Consider the following 17,207-nt stretch of genomic DNA (forward strand, 5'->3'; position numbering starts at 1 on the left):
GATATAGCACCACTCCTACAGCGCTTGCTCCTTATCTCTTATTGAGTTTTGTTAACTTAGATTTTGAGCTGGCAGCTCTGGCTGGTAGATGCTGTACTGATTCCTTCCTGCTTGTTTTGACTGATACATGGCTAGATCTGCTACCGTCAATAAACGCTCTAAATCACGACCATGTTGAGGGTAAACTGAGATACCAACACTGGCCCCCATCTCTATCGTCACATCATCAGATAAAGAGAAATGTTGGCTCATTGTCTTGACCAACTTTTCCCCCAAGGACGCTATTGCAGCTTCACCTCTGTCTTCAAGTCGGCTTGTATCAAAGTAGCAACCAACAACAAACTCATCCCCCCCCCAGCGGATGCAGATATCATCATTTCTAAACAGAGACATTAATCGCTTACCGACCTCAACGAGCACCGAATCTCCCGCTTCATGGCCATGGATATCATTAACGGCTTTAAACTTATCCAGATCGATATTCAGGATCACTGCCATCTCACTGTTCTCGCTTGCTCTATTAAATAAAGACCTCAATAACCGCTCACCAGCACGCCTATTTTTCAAATGAGTTAGTGCATCATGATCAGCCTCAAAGCGTGTGCTCACCTCTCTCTCTGTCCTCTCAGTCACATCATACATTAAGACCTCGATGATAAGCCCACTCTCCTTATCGCTATCCATCACTTTTGAAAATAAGCAGTGCACCCAACAGTCACGGCTATTGGCCTGGGTTTTCAACTTTAAATCCAGAGCAACTGTGTCCAAATTATGGTCATGGCGGATTTTTAAAAGAAACTCCTCCAACTGCTCTTGCTCATGAAACCAATCAGTTAGCTTTAAGCCTATCGCATCTGAAATGGAGTGAGTTTTTAAAAGAATATTCTGAAAGGCTGGATTGGCGGTAACAAGCAAGTTGTTGCCATCGATTAAACAGATCCCAGCGCTAGCCTGCTCAAAGATCAGCCTAAATTTCTTCTCCAAGACCTCTGTTTTCTCCCTCATATCTCGCTCTGACTCGATAGAACGATTCAATGAAGAGATAAGTCGGTTTATCCCTTTAGCAAGACTGCCAATCTCATCACCGTGATGGAATCTAGGAACCTTAATCTCTATATCTTTTCCAGGCTCTACCTCTTCAAATTTGTCGGTGATCTCATTGAGTGGAGAGGTTAACGTTTGATGTACAATAAGAGAAACAAGAAGGGCTGTTGTGACCGTTAACAGGGCTAGCATCTGAGCTTGGTTAACCGCAGAGCCTTTAGCGTTGTGGTTAATAAACACCTCATCAGCTAACAACTTTAACTCACCTATCTGTTCTGTCTCATTAAAGGGATGAAAGAGCTTTATCTTTTCAACATGATCTAAATTTAACAGTGAGCCTGAACCTGAATCCAGAGAAAACCCAGCAATGCTCATCAACTCAACGGCAGCAACAAGATCATTCATCATCAAACCAGTAATAATCTCTTTAGCCAGCTCCTGATCTTGGACATAAACAGCAATAGTCGCTGTCTTCTCGACCGTTTTCACCAGCTGATGAATGTCAGCTCTGGCTCGCTCCTCAATTCTAGTCACTTCACCAAAATAAAATGCAAAGGAGCTTAAGGCAGCAATAATTGCAGCTCCTACGGCAATAGCAGCTGCAACTTTAAAGTAGAGCTTACGACTAAAACGCCTCAAAACGGTAAACCACCTTCAAACCTTCTGTTAGGTCTTGACTGGAGATATAACCAATCGCCAAATCTGTTTGTTTGATCTGCGTAATTAATGCCTCTGGTGAATCAGCTTCCTCAGGAGGAACACTTCTGCCAGAAAAGAGTAGCCTAGCCCAATAAGCATTCACTTGAGCCTCTGTTCTATTCACCAGAAGTTTATAAAATTGTCCCTTTGTTCTTGATTTAGATGCCAGATCAAACACTTTAGCTTTATCACCATTTGGAAAGGTGACATAACGGCCCATAAAGAGGTCCACCACTTCCCCCTTTGTGAGGGACTCAACCCGACTACTCTCGCTGACCACAACCAACAGCTCTTCGGCTACCACAGTGGGCAATAAGCTAATCAGGGTAAGTAACACCATTAAGCATTTCATAGGCTAAAGATAAAACTGAAGTTGAGTGAAAAGAGGTTGATCTTTTCATCTTGAAGCTGCGGCATTGAGTTTGGCTTAGTCCATAGCACATTACCCGCCATATCGACCTTTGTGTGATCCCATTGAAACTTAAGGCTAGTGTTAGGGTACAGATCCCACCTGACGCCTAAACTGTAGGATCTTTGTTCACCCCTTACCGCATTCACAGCAAACTGTGAACCTTGATATAGCCCATTGATCTGGCTAACAACTTCAGGTGAAAGCAACTGAACAGGAAGCTGAGGTGGTTTAAATGATATTGGATCGTCAAGGTTATTTAAGTAGGAGGCTACAGAGTAAAAAGTAAGATTATCAAAACGATATCCAACACTTAAATAACCACTATAGTAAGGTGGAACTATTCCCCAGTCAGATTCTGTTAAACTAAATTCAGACTGAACAACCCATCTATCACTGTCATATTGCAAACCTAATGCATAGTACTGAATCCCTTTTTTAGGCCCATCTAAAACATTAGAGATACTGGCAGCATCAGGCCAAAGCTGACTCGGCAGCGCCCTCAACCCCTCCACAAGATCTTGAGTGACAAAATCAACCTCATCAACTTCAGCATCTGTTATCGCTAGCCTGAACAACCAAGGAGCCTGAGTAAATATCGAGGTGAAAACAACAACATTGTTAAGATCAATTTCAAATTGATTAGCATTTGCGCTCAGCACTGAGTGCGATTGGCCATACGCTAACTTATTCTCCCATACCCCATCGCCAAAATTAGCAACATAACTGACATCGACACCATCAATTTTAGCTATTGAAGTAGAGAGCTCATAAAACTCTGTAACAGGCCTAGCCCATAAGTAGGCATAACCTACATTTCTATATTCTGAGAGCATATAAAGATCTGAGCTGGTCCGACCGACCCTTAATGCCCAGTGACGACTAGGACGGTAGCGCAGAAACAGTAGCTCCAGACTATCTATCGCTTCGCTGCTTATTCTATCTTTAATAACCACTTGAGCCACTGCATCGAAGCGTTTAGGAAGCCTTGCATTGAGTTGTAAACCTAGCAGGGAGTCGGCATTAAATGAGTAGGTATTATTGGCTGGTTTAACGGTTAATTCACTATGAAATTTAAGTGCATCATTACTGTTATGAACCACACCTAATGTCCCAAAACCGCTAAAAGTCAGGTCAAACTCAGACTCTCCTGCGTGAAGTGAGTCAATAGGTGCCAAAGATAGCGTTAGAGATAAAGAGAGTATCCATCCCCTAGCTAACCATACCTTTGCAATATAAGATTTGATATTCATCCCCTGGGTTCATTCGCTCAAAAGCTGTAACCATTAAACTCAAACTTTCACCGCCTCTATTAAACGTAGAACATCTACCTCTAAATCAGCAATGTATGAAGCTAAATAGTTTGAAAACTCATTGGGATTATTCGCAGGGTAAAACTGAGGAGCTAAAAACAAAAAAGCAGCAGTGAGAAGGTATCTCAACCGCTGCTTCCATTTAGTTAGCTTTTACTATTTAAGCTGTCTCTTTTTTCCAGCCCAATCTTTTCTCAATAGAGTCAATCATCGCTGAGGCAACATCAATACCAGTCGCAGTTTCGATGCCCTCAAGTCCAGGTGAAGAGTTAATCTCTAGCAACAAAGGACCTTTACTTGAACGGATGATATCGACACCAGCAACTTCTAACCCCATGGTTTTAGCCGCTTTAATTGCAAGCTTTCTCTCCTCTGGAGAGATCTGAACCAATGAAGCAGTACCACCTTGGTGAATATTAGCTCTAAACTCACCCGGCGCCGCAGTACGCTCAATCGACGCAACAATTTTGCCGTCGATAACAAAACAGCGCAGATCTTTACCTTGTGCTTCCTTGATAAACTCTTGAACCAACAAGTTAGCCTTCAGAGATTTAAATGCATTGATCACACTCTCCGCCGCTTTTCGGGTTTCGGCAAGCACGACGCCTTTACCTTGGGTTCCCTCAAGTAGCTTAACAATCAGAGGAGCCCCACCAACCATATCAATCAGATCGGTTGTGTCCGCTGGCGAGTTTGCAAAACCACTGGTCGGAATATCTAAGTTATTCTTCTGCAGTAACTGTAGAGAGAACAGCTTATCTCTAGAGCGAGTGATCGCTTCAGAGGTATTCAATGCCATCACACCTAAACTCTCAAAGTGGCGAGTCAGTGCACAGCCGTAAAACGTCATACTTGGGCGAATACGTGGAATAACAGCATCAAGATCATTTAAGATCCGACCATCACGGTAGTGAACCTCAGGTTGAGATGCATCTAACTTCATATAGCACTGCTTCACATTAAGGAAGTACATCTCGTGACCACGTTGCTGGCCAGCTTCAATAATGCGCTGGTTACTGTATAAGTTTGGATTACTAGCAAGTAAACCTATCTTCAATCCACTGCGAGGAACCTCTATATGGCCATACAGCTCTTTAGCTTCATCGTCGCTCATCTCACCTAAACAGCAAGTGGTCGAAGGATCGACTAAGATCTTACTGCCCATAGCTTCACGGCCCAACAACATGCGATATCCCATGTTGGCACGGTTAGTCAAAGTCAGCTCAATCTCCCAACTCTGCTCACCAAGTTGTAGCTGTTCGCGTACAACATAGCGCTTCTCTGTTTCGCCATTGGAACTCTTGATCACACGACGATCGATAAGTTTTGACTCACACTGTAAGGCAACTTTACGGCCACCCTGCAGAGGGTGAACTTCGTAACTCACCCAAGTGCCATCTTCGCGCTTAGAGGTTGAGATATTGATTGCGTGGATAGATGATGTTTTAGCTCCGGAATCGACACGGGCCTTAATCGCTTTAATACCTAAACCAGGTAAAGCGCACCACTCTTCACTACCGACAATGATTTTATTACTCATATTTTTTGCTACATGAATAGATTAATTAAAACGAGAAAGTACACCTGTTTTCTATTTTTACAAAGATATTATTTCTAATATATTTAAATTGATTATTTTCATTAGGTTAGCTAGTTAAACATACCTAAAAAGCCAGCCTACCCATTACTTTTTCTATTGCTAGTACTTTTTTTTGCTCTAAAAACGACCAATTTGTTCAGCTTCAGGCAAAAAAATACCTATCAAAGTGATAGGTATTTTTATTAGTTAATACTTAAGTTGCAGCTAATTTAACCAAAGCTAAGCCCGCTAAACTAGACCTACTTAAGATTAAGCATCTACAGGCGATACAACAAACAGCAGATCACCTTGTGAGACTTGCTGACCATTGCTGTTTAGCACTCGTTCGATACGGTATTTCTTATCTTCAGGATAAAGCACAGCGTCTTTACGGTTATAACCAGCAAGGTTGAGCTGAGAGAACATCTTCATCGCTTCTGTCAACGCTAAAGTCTGATCCGCAGTGACAATGTCACCCTCTTTAACAAAATCAGCCTCACCTGGCGCTGGAGAGGTGTAGAAGATACCTGCACCTTGTGCCATCACTTTAAGCTCATTACTCTCACCAACACGCAGTGATGCAGTATCAACACCCACAGTTTCTGCCGCCGCTTCCATCTCAGCTATCAGTTCAGGAATATCTAGCTCAGCCATCAAACGAGGTAGGTAGTTAGTGTCATACACACCTTCGTTGAATGTACCGTCTTTCAAGATACGGGTCAGTAGTGGGATATTCGTTGCAATCCCCTTAATAACCACACTGTTTGCTAAGTAGTCATGCAGCTTAGTGATCACATCTTCACGGCTTTCACCACGACAGATTATCTGCGCAATTAGGCTATCGTAATAAGGTGATACCTCTTTACCTTCGCCAGCAATAGAGATAATTTCGATATCATCACGCTCTGGCATCACATACTCAGTGATCAAACCAGGATGTGGTAGCAACTGTAAAATACCGTTGCTATCCAGTGCCGCTTTCTCAGCCGTCACACGCACTTCAATCGCATAGCCTTTATCTTGTGGCTCTAAGTCTTCAATTGAACGACCCGCAGCAATATCAAAACCAGCGCTTACGATGTCGATGCAAGAGGTCGCTTCGGTTACTGGATGTTCAACCTGTAATCGAGTGTTCATCTCCATAAAGTAGACTTCATTCGCGTCTAAGTTATAGATAAACTCAACAGTACCAGCCCCCATGTAATCAGTCGCGTTACCTAGTGCACGAGTATACTCAAGTACCTTCTCTTTCAGCTCTTCAGGCAACATAGTCGAGCCTGACTCTTCAACAACCTTTTGGTTATTACGCTGAACTGAACAGTCACGAATACCCAATACCTTAGTGTTACCAAACTGGTCACGAAGCAACTGAACCTCTATGTGACGCAGTGAAGTGACATATTTTTCAAGGTAAAGGTCGCCATTACCAAATGCTGCAGCAGCTTCGGTAGAGGTCTGCTGGAACAGGCTTATCATGTCTCCTGGACGTTCAACAACCTGAATACCTTTACCGCCACCACCTTGTACCGCTTTAAGCAGTACAGGATAACCAATCTCATTGGCTACGTTTACCGCTTGCTCAGCATTAGTCAGGATACCGTGACTGCCTGGAACAACTGGAACACCGTTGGCTTGGGAGGTCTTAATTGCGTTCGACTTGTTACCCATGGTCGTCATCGAGTGAACACTTGGTCCAACGAAGTTAACGCCATTGTTAACACACAAAGCAGCAAACTGCGGACTCTCAGAGAGGAATCCAATACCAGGGTGAAGTGCATCTACATTCTCATATTCAGCAACTTTCAGTACTGAGTATGCGTTTAGGTAACTCTCATCTGAAGTGTTACCCCCGATACAGACAAGCTTATCGTGATCTTTAAGCATATCGGCAGGTACTGAGGTCATATCCGGATCCGATGCAACCAGCACGACATTGATGTCGTTGTCATGTGCCTTGCGGATAAGTTTAACCGCAGTACAACCACGAGCATGAACCAGTACCTTGTTGATAGGCTTCATTAGCTGACGAGGATCGTCTTGGACAATCTCTTCATCGGCCACCAACATCTCAGGCACTAAGGTTGATAACGCTTTGGTGATCACCTCTTCAATCTTCGCCGTTGGTTTAGGCATAAGCGGATCGATTCCCGCTAGCTGCTCATCAATGGTGTCACTAAACGGGTTAGTCACTAGCGCATTCATCGCACCAGGCACTTTTGACAAGTAGTTAGACAGAGTTGCAGTCGATGGCAGGTACGCAGGAACAACCATTTGGCCTGCAAAAGGCATGTTAGTACCAGACAGGTAGTAAGTTTGCACAAGTGGGTGAGTCACAAAGCTCGCCTGTGCACCACCAGTACAGTCACCATAACCAAACATCAGAACTGGAAGCTCATTGTCACGAATAAAGCGTGTGATACGATCGTTTACCACAGCCATAGAGAATAGCGCTGCCGCCCCCTCTTTCGTCTGCATACCACCTGAGCTGATAAAACAGATAACAGGCAGCTTACGCTTAGCACACTCAATTAGCAGTGCAGAGAACTTCTCGGCACTGGCCATATCGAATGCACCCGCCTGGAATGCCGTGTTTGATACCGCTACACCGACTTTCATCTGCTGACCATCTTGCTCAAAATCAGCCATACCTGTGATAAGACCACAAGGACGGATACCTTTATCCAGTGCATCTTCAATAGAGAGTCTAAAACCTGGGAAATTAAGCAAGTTGGCAGACATCTTGTCGCCATTAATCTCTTCAAAATCGGTGAAGAACTTGTTGGTGATATTTTCCCAACTCATCTTACCGCTGCGCTTCTCATCACGTAGCACTTTCTGGATCAACAGATCCTGATAGCCCATGGTGAGACGGTTCCAGAAATCTTTACGACGACCGATACGCACAGGGTTGATAGCACCTGTATACTCATTGTCTTCGCTTTCACTGTCGAAATACTCAGGCAGTAAGCGCTCAAAGAAGTAGGTCAAGATAACGAACAGACTGTCATTTAACTGAGGGAAACCAACACTCTTCCACTGCTCAGTTTTAGTAAGTAGCTCTGCACGATTTGACTGAGACATAAAGAACTTCAGCCACTTGTAGAACTTACCCTTATCGTTAGCCGTATCTTGAGTCGAAATCGCACGGTCGATAGAATCATGAAGCAAGTTATCGACAGATGCGCGAGACAAGCTCTTAGACATCATGGCTTCCTTAGCGATTGACGCTAAGTTACCCACAACATTGTCATAAAGTGCGTTAAAGATAAGAATGTTGTAACACTGCCAGATAAAGTCTTCACGTAACTCGTCGTGAATAACCACATCAAGTACAGTCAGCTGGTTCAGCTCTGGCCAATCGGCTTGAGTGACTTCAGGTGGCAAGGTTTCAAGGTACTGGATAAGCCCTTTAAAGTTGTTCTCAGCGTTGCCTTTCCAGCGGTGGTATAGAGACCAACCAATGTTAAATAACAGCGCCTTACGTGCTTTCTTGTAGTTCTCTTTTGGCTCACCCAAAATCAAACGAGTCAGCATGTTACGCTCTGTAGAAACCTCATCACGCTTAGCAGTAAAGTTGCCCCACAGCTTATTTAGCTCTTCATCGTAAACCAGTTTATCTGGGCTTGATAACCAAGACTGGAAGACTCGATCTTGCTCCTGCTGAATACGCGCTAATAGATCGCCTTCAGGCACACTGACTTTAGACAAGCGGCCATACTGCTCTTGAGAGATAGAGTGAATACGGCTACGTAGCGTCAGATAACGCAAGTAACGATATGCACTACCAAACAGGTTAAGGTGCATCGTCGGGTTATTCGCTACAGCCAGCTCAGCATGATCCTCTAGCGCCGCTAGATTTTTAGAGGGGCTTAGGAAGCGACCTAAACTACGATCATAGTGTTCACGTAGGTCGTCAGACTCACGCACAAACTGAATAGCCGCCTGCTCTACAGCTTCAACACTGCTGATGATTGCACGGCGTAGGTTATGTTGACGCTCATCTTTATCTGATGGAGAGAAATCGATAATGCCGTCGATACAACCTGATGTGTATAGCTCTTCAGGTGATACACCAACAGACTTAGCACACTCCTGCCAAGAGAGGTTGTACTTACGAGCAATGCTCTGCAAACCCTGTGGCTGAATGGTGTTGAAGATACCGTCACGTAGTGAAAGTAGAATGTTAGCTGCTGCTAATGGGATAGCGCCACCAGAGTAACCAGCACCAATCACGATACCGACTGTCGGTACGTCAACGTTAGCACTCTCAGCAATCGCTTTAGAGATACTGTGTGCTTGGTTCTGGCTGTTGGCAATCTCACCGGCATCGGCACCGGGGGTGTCGATAAGGTAAATAATCGGCATCGCCAATTCAGCATACTGACGGATAGCCTTACAAGCTGCGAGGTGATGCTCTGGCAACCAAGCACCATTACCCGTTGTACGCTCTTGGGCAATAAAGCCTAAGCGGCGGGTACGAGTTCCGAAATTAAGTTCAATTTCAGCACTGTAAAATGGGCCCATATGAGTTTCGGCAATCAACTTGCCTTTAAGGTCAGCAATGACGCGCTTAGCGCCAAGGCGGCTCTTATCCAATGTAGGTTGTATCACGCGCGCGACATAACCATCTACATCTAGCTGCTCCAGTTCTTTAAGATTTGACTGGATAGCTTCGTCATCTAAGAGACCTTTAATCTCTTCAGATAAACTCTGTTTACTGTGCTCAGGAAACAGTGAAAAGTCTTGTGACAGGTGCTCAGCTTTCAGAAAAAGCGGATCGGCTGATTGAGCTTGAGTCATGTTTGTGGGCTTATTGTTGCTGGTCATCAATTGATCCTCTGCTTAGCCTCTAAAATTTTTAGCTAATAAATATAACTTTGTTAAGGTGTCAAATACCATTAAACTAGCCTAGACGCTTTGTTCCATATTTGAGACAGTGACAAAAATATGCCAGATCTTAACGGTATGATGCTGTTTGCAGCGGTTGTTAGAGCCAAAGGCTTCTCTCAAGCCGCCCGTGAAATCGGCATGCCAAAATCAACCATAAGTCGTAAGGTTGCTCAGTTAGAGGAGCAGCTTGGAGTCAGATTACTGCAGCGAGACACTCGAAATTTGAGTCTCACTCAGGTAGGCGCACTCTTTTTTCAGCACTGTACTAGCATCAGTGATGAGATTGAAGCTGCTAAGGCCACCATTGAAAATACCCATAATGATGTATCTGGCTCATTGAGGGTGGCGATCCCTGTCTCATTCAGTCAGGAGCTGATTGCCAATCTGTGTAGTAGCTTTATGCGCCTTTACCCAAATATCGAATTAGATGTGCAGTTTACCGACAGAGAGGTGGGACTGGTAGGTGAAGGTTACGACATTGCAATTAAGTATGGACCACTGCAATCATCCGATCTGGTGGCACGCTTACTTCTAGAGCGACAGCCTATTCTGGTTGCCAGCCCAGGTTACCTAAAAGCCAACGGCACACCTGCAACACCACAAGAGTTGATGGAGCATAGCGGTATCTTATTGGGTACTTCACGCTCGGCACCAATCTGGCCTCTGGGTAAAGGCGCTAGAAAAACCATGGTCAGCTTTAAGCGTAAAGTCAGGGTAAATAGTGCAGTCATGGTCAAGCAGTTGGTTCTGGATGATTTTGGCATCGCCATGCTATCTAACTCTGTGTGTAAAAATGAGCTCGCCAGTGGCTCGCTGGTTCCCTTACTGCAAGAGTGGCCAATTGAGCCAATTAAGGTCTATGGCGTTTATTCGAGCAGGCGACAGCTGGCTGCTAATATCAGTGTTTTTCTCGACTTTTTTACCAAACGTTTCAATAGCCATGAATCACTGCAGTCGTTAATGATCTGATACCTGCTCCTACAAACACTCTTATCCCATAGATAGCTGATACAAAAAAGACGCAACAAACTAGTGCGCCTGAGACGAAAATGCCAAAGTCTCTAAAATCGATATGGGAAGCGTAAACTCACCTGATAATCGGGAGAGTCTTCGGTTAAACCAGCACCTATGTTAGTCACCATAGAGAGTGAATCACTCAATGCCAATGTAGCCCCGATACCTAAGGTCGCGGTATTGGTATCTGAGCGTGGAATATCTTCCCAAGCAAATCCTTGTGTCCTCTGTTTTGTTTTAGAGTAAAACCTTTGATTAAAGCTCATACCTAAACTCATCTTCTCTGACACGGCAAAGGCCAAACCTACGCTATAGTCGATATAATCCCCCAGATCTATCTCACCGGGAGAGTTCCCCTCAAGTCCAGACAGATCACCAAACTCACCAGGCAGAGACCAACCATAATTGAGGTTGAAGAAGACGATGGCAGGATCATAGGTCTTAGCAATACTAAATCCTGTGGAGATCCCCCAAACTCCAGAACCAGTCGCTATTTCAGTTGGATAAGTCAAGTTAGCAGTTGGAGATGACGCTAGCGGAATGCCGAAAGGGTGTTTTCCCGTAGGCGCCTTGACCCTGACGTTCCACACTAGATCTGGCCAGCCACTCCCCTCTTTAACTAAACGGTAGTATGCTGCAACGCTCATATCACCAATCTCACCACCATCAGTTTCAGCTGTCTCATAGCGCTGACTTGAGTTCCCCTCACCAACAGAGTCATATTGGTTCCAGCGATACATCACGGGAATATCCATCTCAAACTGCCAACGATCTGTTGCACTGTAACGGGTCACCAAATCCATCTGTATCGTATTGGAACGGATCCTGTCTAAGTTAAGGTTGCCAAGAAAGATGGCATCTAGCGCCAAAAAACCCCTTAATACCAGATCTTTTCGGCTGTAGTAACTGTATGTAAATGAGGTCTCAACGGTAAGAGGACGATCAAACACATTATGGGCCTCCTGAAGCACATCCTCAGTACTACGCCCCCTGTCTGGTGCCTTTTTCTTGGTTGAACTTTGGCTCGAAGCAGTTTGAGCCTTGGTATTAACAGGCGTTTTGGCTACAGGCTGCCGCTGAATGCTGGCATCTCTAGTCACTGACTTTTGATTAACATCACCACCCTTCAAATTGGCCTCTTTGGTCAATACCTGTCTGGCAATATGATTTATCGCTTGTTGTTGCTGTTTTAGCTGCTTATTAAGCATAATAAGTTGACGTTTTAACTGAGCTATCTCCTGCTCTTCTGTCACTGTTTTTTTCACTTCCTCCCCCAGTGCAAAACTCAAGTTAGTGAGTAAACATAGAGGTGAAAAAACAACTAAAATCCCGGCATTTATCCTTGTAAGTTTCATCAGACTATTCCTTTAGCTATGCTTCTAGTATCCCTGAAGTAGCCTTTTCAATATTTCATGGCATTTTCTAAAGCCTATATGCAATCAGTTGTTTATATATTTATTAGCTGATTAAGCACTAGGCTGTGCATTCTTAATTTTTCCTTTTAATTTCATTAAACCTCCTACCGATGTACTTTCTCTAACCTGAGTTAACACTCGAAATTTCTACAACCCCAAAACAATAAGATCGTTAATATGTTGCGCCATCAATTGATTATGTTGGCTCGCAATATCCACTCCTTGGTAGCGGATCATCGCTTGATTACTCACACCATGAAAAGCGCCACCAATATTAATAGATTGTATTAACTGCCCATTGCCATTATTGATGACAACCCCCTGAGTCGCACTTCCGCCAGGCAACGACACCTGATAGCCCAATCCTCCTGGCTGAGTTGAGAACACCACATGGCCATCACCGCTAATCAAGGTTTGACCTATGTCGAACTGAGCTCCTCCAAGGGCTTGCAACCTACCTTCACCGATATCCATATCATTGAGTGCTCTGTTTTGATCGCCCGCGATCTGAATTTTCTGCTGCAAACCTGTCTGTTGACCAAGACTGGTTAACGATACTGAAGATCCATCGGACACAGTCACAGGTTCCTCTATACTCACTATCACAGCAGGAGAGTCACCCTGCAGACTTAACTCCACCTGCATCTGTACCTGTCTGGAGATCCCTTGAGCGGTTAGATATTGAGTTCGCATCTGCAGGCCAAAATAGTAGTCCTGCCCACTTTGTGTATATTTCCCTCTCATCGTCGCCAACACTTCATCCGGCAACTCAAGCTTATTTTTGGTAAAATCGAGGTTTAACTCTGACGCTTCAAGCGGCACCGCCACTGCCGTACATAAGCAAGCCATCCATAGATATTTCATCCTTCCTCCTAAAGCATGTCTGAATACGCGAATCCAAACTCCATTAGCTCCGCATCGGTTAATGGCTTATGGGTAGAGAGAGCCCGATAAGTGAGTCTGGCTCGAGGTTGCAGCAGCTGGTTCTGCTTGTCGTACTCTTTACCAATGACCACAAATACAACCCGATTCCACTTCTGAACAAACTCATCCAGTGCCATTATCCTATTTCCTAACGCTGGATCCCCCAGATAGACCAGACCGTCCTCTACGCGTCTTAACACCACAAAATGGTGATAGCCTGAGTCGTTTAACAGTACAATCGCAGGGATCTTCAGTAACAGCAGCTCCTCATCACTTATGTTATAACCTCGCCCTCTGAATTCACGGGCTGTCAGGTATCGCTTCATATCCAGCAGAGAAAAACCCTGTTGTTTAACCACATCGATATCAGCGGATTCCAACATGCCAAGCAATACACTCTGCTCCGTAATCTCATCGTTGCCATAAGCGTACTTAAGTATGCTAGCAAGGCTTGCGGCCCCGCATGAAAAGTCTGTTTTCTGCTCTATCACATACTCAAAACGACGCTCGCGTATACTCTGTATCTCTTTGCTATAACTCCCCATGCCTTTGACTAAGCCGTCAAGTACCATCTCAGCAGCAACCAAAGAAAAGATAGGAATAGATAACAGAGACACAAGTACAACAATTAATGTGTATTGCAAAAAGATATTCATCTGAATCATTGACCTTAAAAAGGGGGAGTAAACTCCCCCAAAATTAACCTGAGTATTATTCAGAAATAATGGTACCTGCCGCCGAGATAGCAGTTAATGCCAAGCTGTTTGCTTGAAGATTACTGGTACCTGACGCCATATTCACACCAATATTACCGCTAGCACCGGCAAACGCTGTTCCGGATATAGAAGCTGTATTGTTGGTTTTCTGGGTCACTGTTTGAATAAAGAAAGGTAGTTGGCCACTGACTGTACCACCGAGCGCTAGATCTCCCTCTTCAGCAAAGGTCAAACGCTCATCACCGGTTGCATTATCGCCATCAATATCGATATGCCCCCAAGGCTCAGTACCTGGACCATCATGTTCAATGTTGCCGGTCCAGATCTCAGGGTAGTATGCCCCTGTATGAGTTGCTGTACCTTCATAGGTACCTGATGCATCAAGTGCGAGATTGACATCAACATACTCCACAGAGTCCTGTACGACCCCCATGTTGTAAGTGCCATTCGCCATCGCCATCTGCACGTTAGAGACTGAAGCTTCCCCTAGATTTCCGCTATAAGATGACAGGGCCATATTGTTAGCCTGAACATTGTTATTGCCCGATGCCACGTTCACACCGATATTACCTGAAGCGCCTTCAAATGCAGCGCCAGAAACCGATGCAGTATTGGTTGAACCATAATTGTACACGCCGTTGTAAACGCTAGTCTGTTGACTAAATACCTCTGCATCACCTGAGCCGAAAGCAAAATCGGCATCAATAGAAGCTAATGCGGCTGAATTAGCCTGAACGTTGTTATCACCGGCAGCTACGTTGACTCCAATATTACCCGTAGCTTCACTAAATGCATTCTCCCCAATGGAGCTATCATTATCGTGATAACTGTTGTCTGTCATGTTTCCACTGGAGCTCTGGTTATTTTCAACCACAGCCATTCCCAAACCATTAGCCTCAATCTGACCACTGATCCTGACAACACCTTTATATTTTAAGTCTTTTTCAACATTGACAGTTTTAGTCAACGTGACGTCACTGTCTGAATATTCATCTGCATTTACAAAGGTTGAACCACTAATTGCGGCAGCTATACTAAGCACCAAAGTGAGTTTTTTCATCTTTTCTATCTCCATTTATGATGATTTAATTCCCACTGGACAACTGCAGTGAGAATCGGTTTATGGCGGTGTTGCCATCGCCAGAAATTTGATTAAGTTGGACGATCCCTTGGACTTCAGAGAAACTATCAAGAGCGATATCTGTTGAATTTGAGGCCTGCTGTCCAATGGAAATTGGACTAGGTGAGCTCGATACTTGAGTCAAAGCGCTATCACTTAATCCAAGCGCGCTTAACCCAAGTCCATTAACAGTTGCCAGTTCAATTGTGCCTAAGTTTGCTTGGGTATTACCTCTGCCACTAACTTGGTTAATACCAATTAAACCTTGGGCGCCGACAAAAGCTTGGCTTTCAATAACACTGGAGTTAATGGACTCATATTCATCGAGGATTGGATCGTTGAACAAACTTTCCTGAATGGATAACAAGGTGATGCTAGGACCAATGCTATGAGCATTGGCTTGTACATTTTGATCCCCCGCAGCAATATTTACCGCGGTGCGCCCCTGTACATTTTGAAACGATCCTGAGCCTATACTGCTCGTTTGATCTGTGTAAGCCGAGTGGGAGAGTCCCATCATAGACAGGGCTACAAAGTATCGAATATCCATATTTCACTCAAATCCATGTGTGTAGACTTAAGTAAGTAGCAATTGCGATGCCAAAAAAATAAAACCTATATTTCAACAGCTTAACAAAATCCAGAGTTTTCATCGTCTTAATTCTGAGATCGCAACTGCATAAGTTATTGTTTTTTAATAATCTTATTTTTTTTCTTAATTCTTATTTTTTAGACACAGCTCCTCTGACTGGTCAATATCGTGTTTTTCCAGCAGTCGGTATAAAGTCGCTCTGGAAACCTGAAGGTGAGTGGCTGCCTGCTCTGCATGACCATTACTGAGCTGCATTGCATTGATAATTGCGCTACGCTCAACTTGATTTTTCAACACCTTTAATGGCAACACCTCAATCTCTTTCACACTAACGAGATCCAGTGCAGCGGCATTTACCCTGCCTTTATCACTTAATACCACAGCGCGCCTCACCCGATTTATCAGTTCACGCACATTACCGGGCCAATCATGCCTTTGAAGTGCGCGACATGCATCATCGGTCAGATGACAACCAGGAAAATCAAACTCCCTAGCAAACACATCGACAAATTGTCTGGCTAAAGGGAGAATATCTTCACTACGCTGTTGCAAGGTCGGAGTATGAAGCGTAACGCCATTAAGACGATAGTAGAGATCTAACCTAAACTCCCCTTTCGAGATCGCAACATCGAGATCAATATGAGTCGCTGCTAGAATACGGACATTGGCTTTACAAGCCCCAGTACCTCCAACCTTATCGAACACACCTTCTTGCAGAAAACGTAGCAAATTCGCTTGCTGATCTAGCGGCAGATCGCCAATTTCATCAAGAAAGAGTGTGCCGGTATCCGCTAACTCAATTTTTCCTTTTCGCTCAGCGACTGCGCCAGTAAAGGCCCCTCTAGCATGACCAAAAAGTTCAGATTGCACTAACCCCGACACCATAGAACCGCAATTTACGGCAACAAAAGGCCCTGAAGCACGACGTGATTCTTGATGAATATTAAGTGCCACCAACTCTTTACCTGTACCACTTTCACCACGGATCAAAACAGGAATATCGGTAGGTGCGACACGACTAATCTGCTCATCCAAAGCCTGCATAACAGGAGAGTGGATCAACATAGATTCATTTTCTGACTTTAAACTTGATTGGCTTATTCGTTTCAGAGTAGAAAGACCGGAGGCATGACCTAACATCCTAAAAAATCTTCCATGATCTATAGGCTCAGTATGATAATCCCAAGCGTACTTACCTATTACTCTCTTGATATCCGTATTTTTAAGCTGTTGGCGATTGACGATAATCACAATTAGCATGTGGGAGTGGAGCCCATCGAGCAAACGCTCGATCAATATAAGATCCCTATAACCTCTTAGATCTATGACTCCCAGATGTTGATTACTTTCCGAAATCCCTTCCAGCTCTTTAAAATCACAATGAGTGATCTGATATCCATCTCTTTTGATACTCTGATACAAGCAATCATCATAGTGTTGACTGACTAACAGAAGGTTCTTCATTGATCCCCCTAAAAATCTTATTTATAGG

The 17,207-nt window shown here is 44.2% G+C and carries 12 protein-coding genes and 1 pseudogene; 1 reads left to right on the top strand and 12 read right to left on the bottom strand.

Annotation, left to right across the window (positions count from 1 at the left end; genetic code table 11):
- Positions 1-51 precede the first annotated feature (51 nt).
- The 6 genes and pseudogenes from K0625_RS02725 to K0625_RS02745 all read right to left on the bottom strand — a co-directional run bounded on the left by K0625_RS02725 (position 52) and on the right by K0625_RS02745 (position 9,871).
- Positions 52-1,683: a GGDEF domain-containing protein gene (locus tag K0625_RS02725; protein WP_220108265.1), complete on the bottom strand. Its 1,632-nt coding sequence runs from the start codon at positions 1,681-1,683 to the stop codon at positions 52-54.
- A complete protein-coding gene (locus K0625_RS02730; protein WP_232846894.1) occupies positions 1,670-2,083 on the bottom strand; it encodes a hypothetical protein in 414 nt (137 codons plus the stop codon). Before K0625_RS02730 ends, K0625_RS02725 begins: the two co-directional genes overlap by 14 nt.
- Positions 2,084-2,091: 8 nt before the next feature.
- Positions 2,092-3,405, bottom strand: a complete 1,314-nt coding sequence (locus K0625_RS02735) for a hypothetical protein (protein WP_220108267.1) — start codon at positions 3,403-3,405, stop codon at positions 2,092-2,094.
- A gap of 220 nt (positions 3,406-3,625) precedes the next feature.
- Entirely contained in the window at positions 3,626-4,522 is an 897-nt protein-coding gene (gene rimK, locus K0625_RS02740; protein WP_232846917.1) for a 30S ribosomal protein S6--L-glutamate ligase, read from the bottom strand.
- Between the two features lie 84 nt (positions 4,523-4,606).
- A pseudogene (locus K0625_RS24525) lies at positions 4,607-5,005 on the bottom strand (ATP-dependent zinc protease family protein); the annotation flags it as partial.
- A gap of 309 nt (positions 5,006-5,314) precedes the next feature.
- Positions 5,315-9,871, bottom strand: coding sequence for an ATP-binding protein (locus K0625_RS02745; RefSeq protein WP_220108269.1), 4,557 nt, complete (start codon positions 9,869-9,871; stop codon positions 5,315-5,317).
- Positions 9,872-9,991: 120 nt separating this feature from the next.
- Here K0625_RS02745 and K0625_RS02750 point away from each other — a divergent pair, with 120 nt between their 5' ends.
- Complete coding sequence (locus K0625_RS02750) at positions 9,992-10,903, top strand: LysR family transcriptional regulator (protein WP_220108270.1); 912 nt, start codon at positions 9,992-9,994, stop codon at positions 10,901-10,903.
- A gap of 92 nt (positions 10,904-10,995) precedes the next feature.
- Here K0625_RS02750 and K0625_RS02755 read toward each other — a convergent pair whose 3' ends face one another.
- The 6 genes from K0625_RS02755 to K0625_RS02780 all read right to left on the bottom strand — a co-directional run bounded on the left by K0625_RS02755 (position 10,996) and on the right by K0625_RS02780 (position 17,179).
- Complete coding sequence (locus K0625_RS02755; protein ID WP_220108271.1) at positions 10,996-12,303, bottom strand: transporter; 1,308 nt, start codon at positions 12,301-12,303, stop codon at positions 10,996-10,998.
- 207 nt (positions 12,304-12,510) lie between these two features.
- Positions 12,511-13,227: a hypothetical protein gene (locus K0625_RS02760; protein ID WP_220108272.1), complete on the bottom strand. Its 717-nt coding sequence runs from the start codon at positions 13,225-13,227 to the stop codon at positions 12,511-12,513.
- Between the two features lie 8 nt (positions 13,228-13,235).
- Positions 13,236-13,943, bottom strand: coding sequence for a C39 family peptidase (locus K0625_RS02765; RefSeq protein WP_220108273.1), 708 nt, complete (start codon positions 13,941-13,943; stop codon positions 13,236-13,238).
- A 55-nt stretch (positions 13,944-13,998) separates the two neighbouring features.
- Entirely contained in the window at positions 13,999-15,063 is a 1,065-nt protein-coding gene (locus K0625_RS02770) for a FapB/FapC family functional amyloid domain-containing protein (RefSeq protein WP_220108274.1), read from the bottom strand.
- A 25-nt stretch (positions 15,064-15,088) separates the two neighbouring features.
- A complete protein-coding gene (locus K0625_RS02775; RefSeq protein WP_220108275.1) occupies positions 15,089-15,673 on the bottom strand; it encodes a FapB/FapC family functional amyloid domain-containing protein in 585 nt (194 codons plus the stop codon).
- Positions 15,674-15,838: 165 nt separating this feature from the next.
- Complete coding sequence (locus K0625_RS02780) at positions 15,839-17,179, bottom strand: sigma-54 dependent transcriptional regulator (RefSeq protein ID WP_220108276.1); 1,341 nt, start codon at positions 17,177-17,179, stop codon at positions 15,839-15,841.
- Between the last annotated feature and the right edge of the window lie 28 nt (positions 17,180-17,207).

The organism is Shewanella nanhaiensis, assembly GCF_019457885.1.
Taxonomy (GTDB): domain Bacteria; phylum Pseudomonadota; class Gammaproteobacteria; order Enterobacterales; family Shewanellaceae; genus Shewanella; species Shewanella nanhaiensis.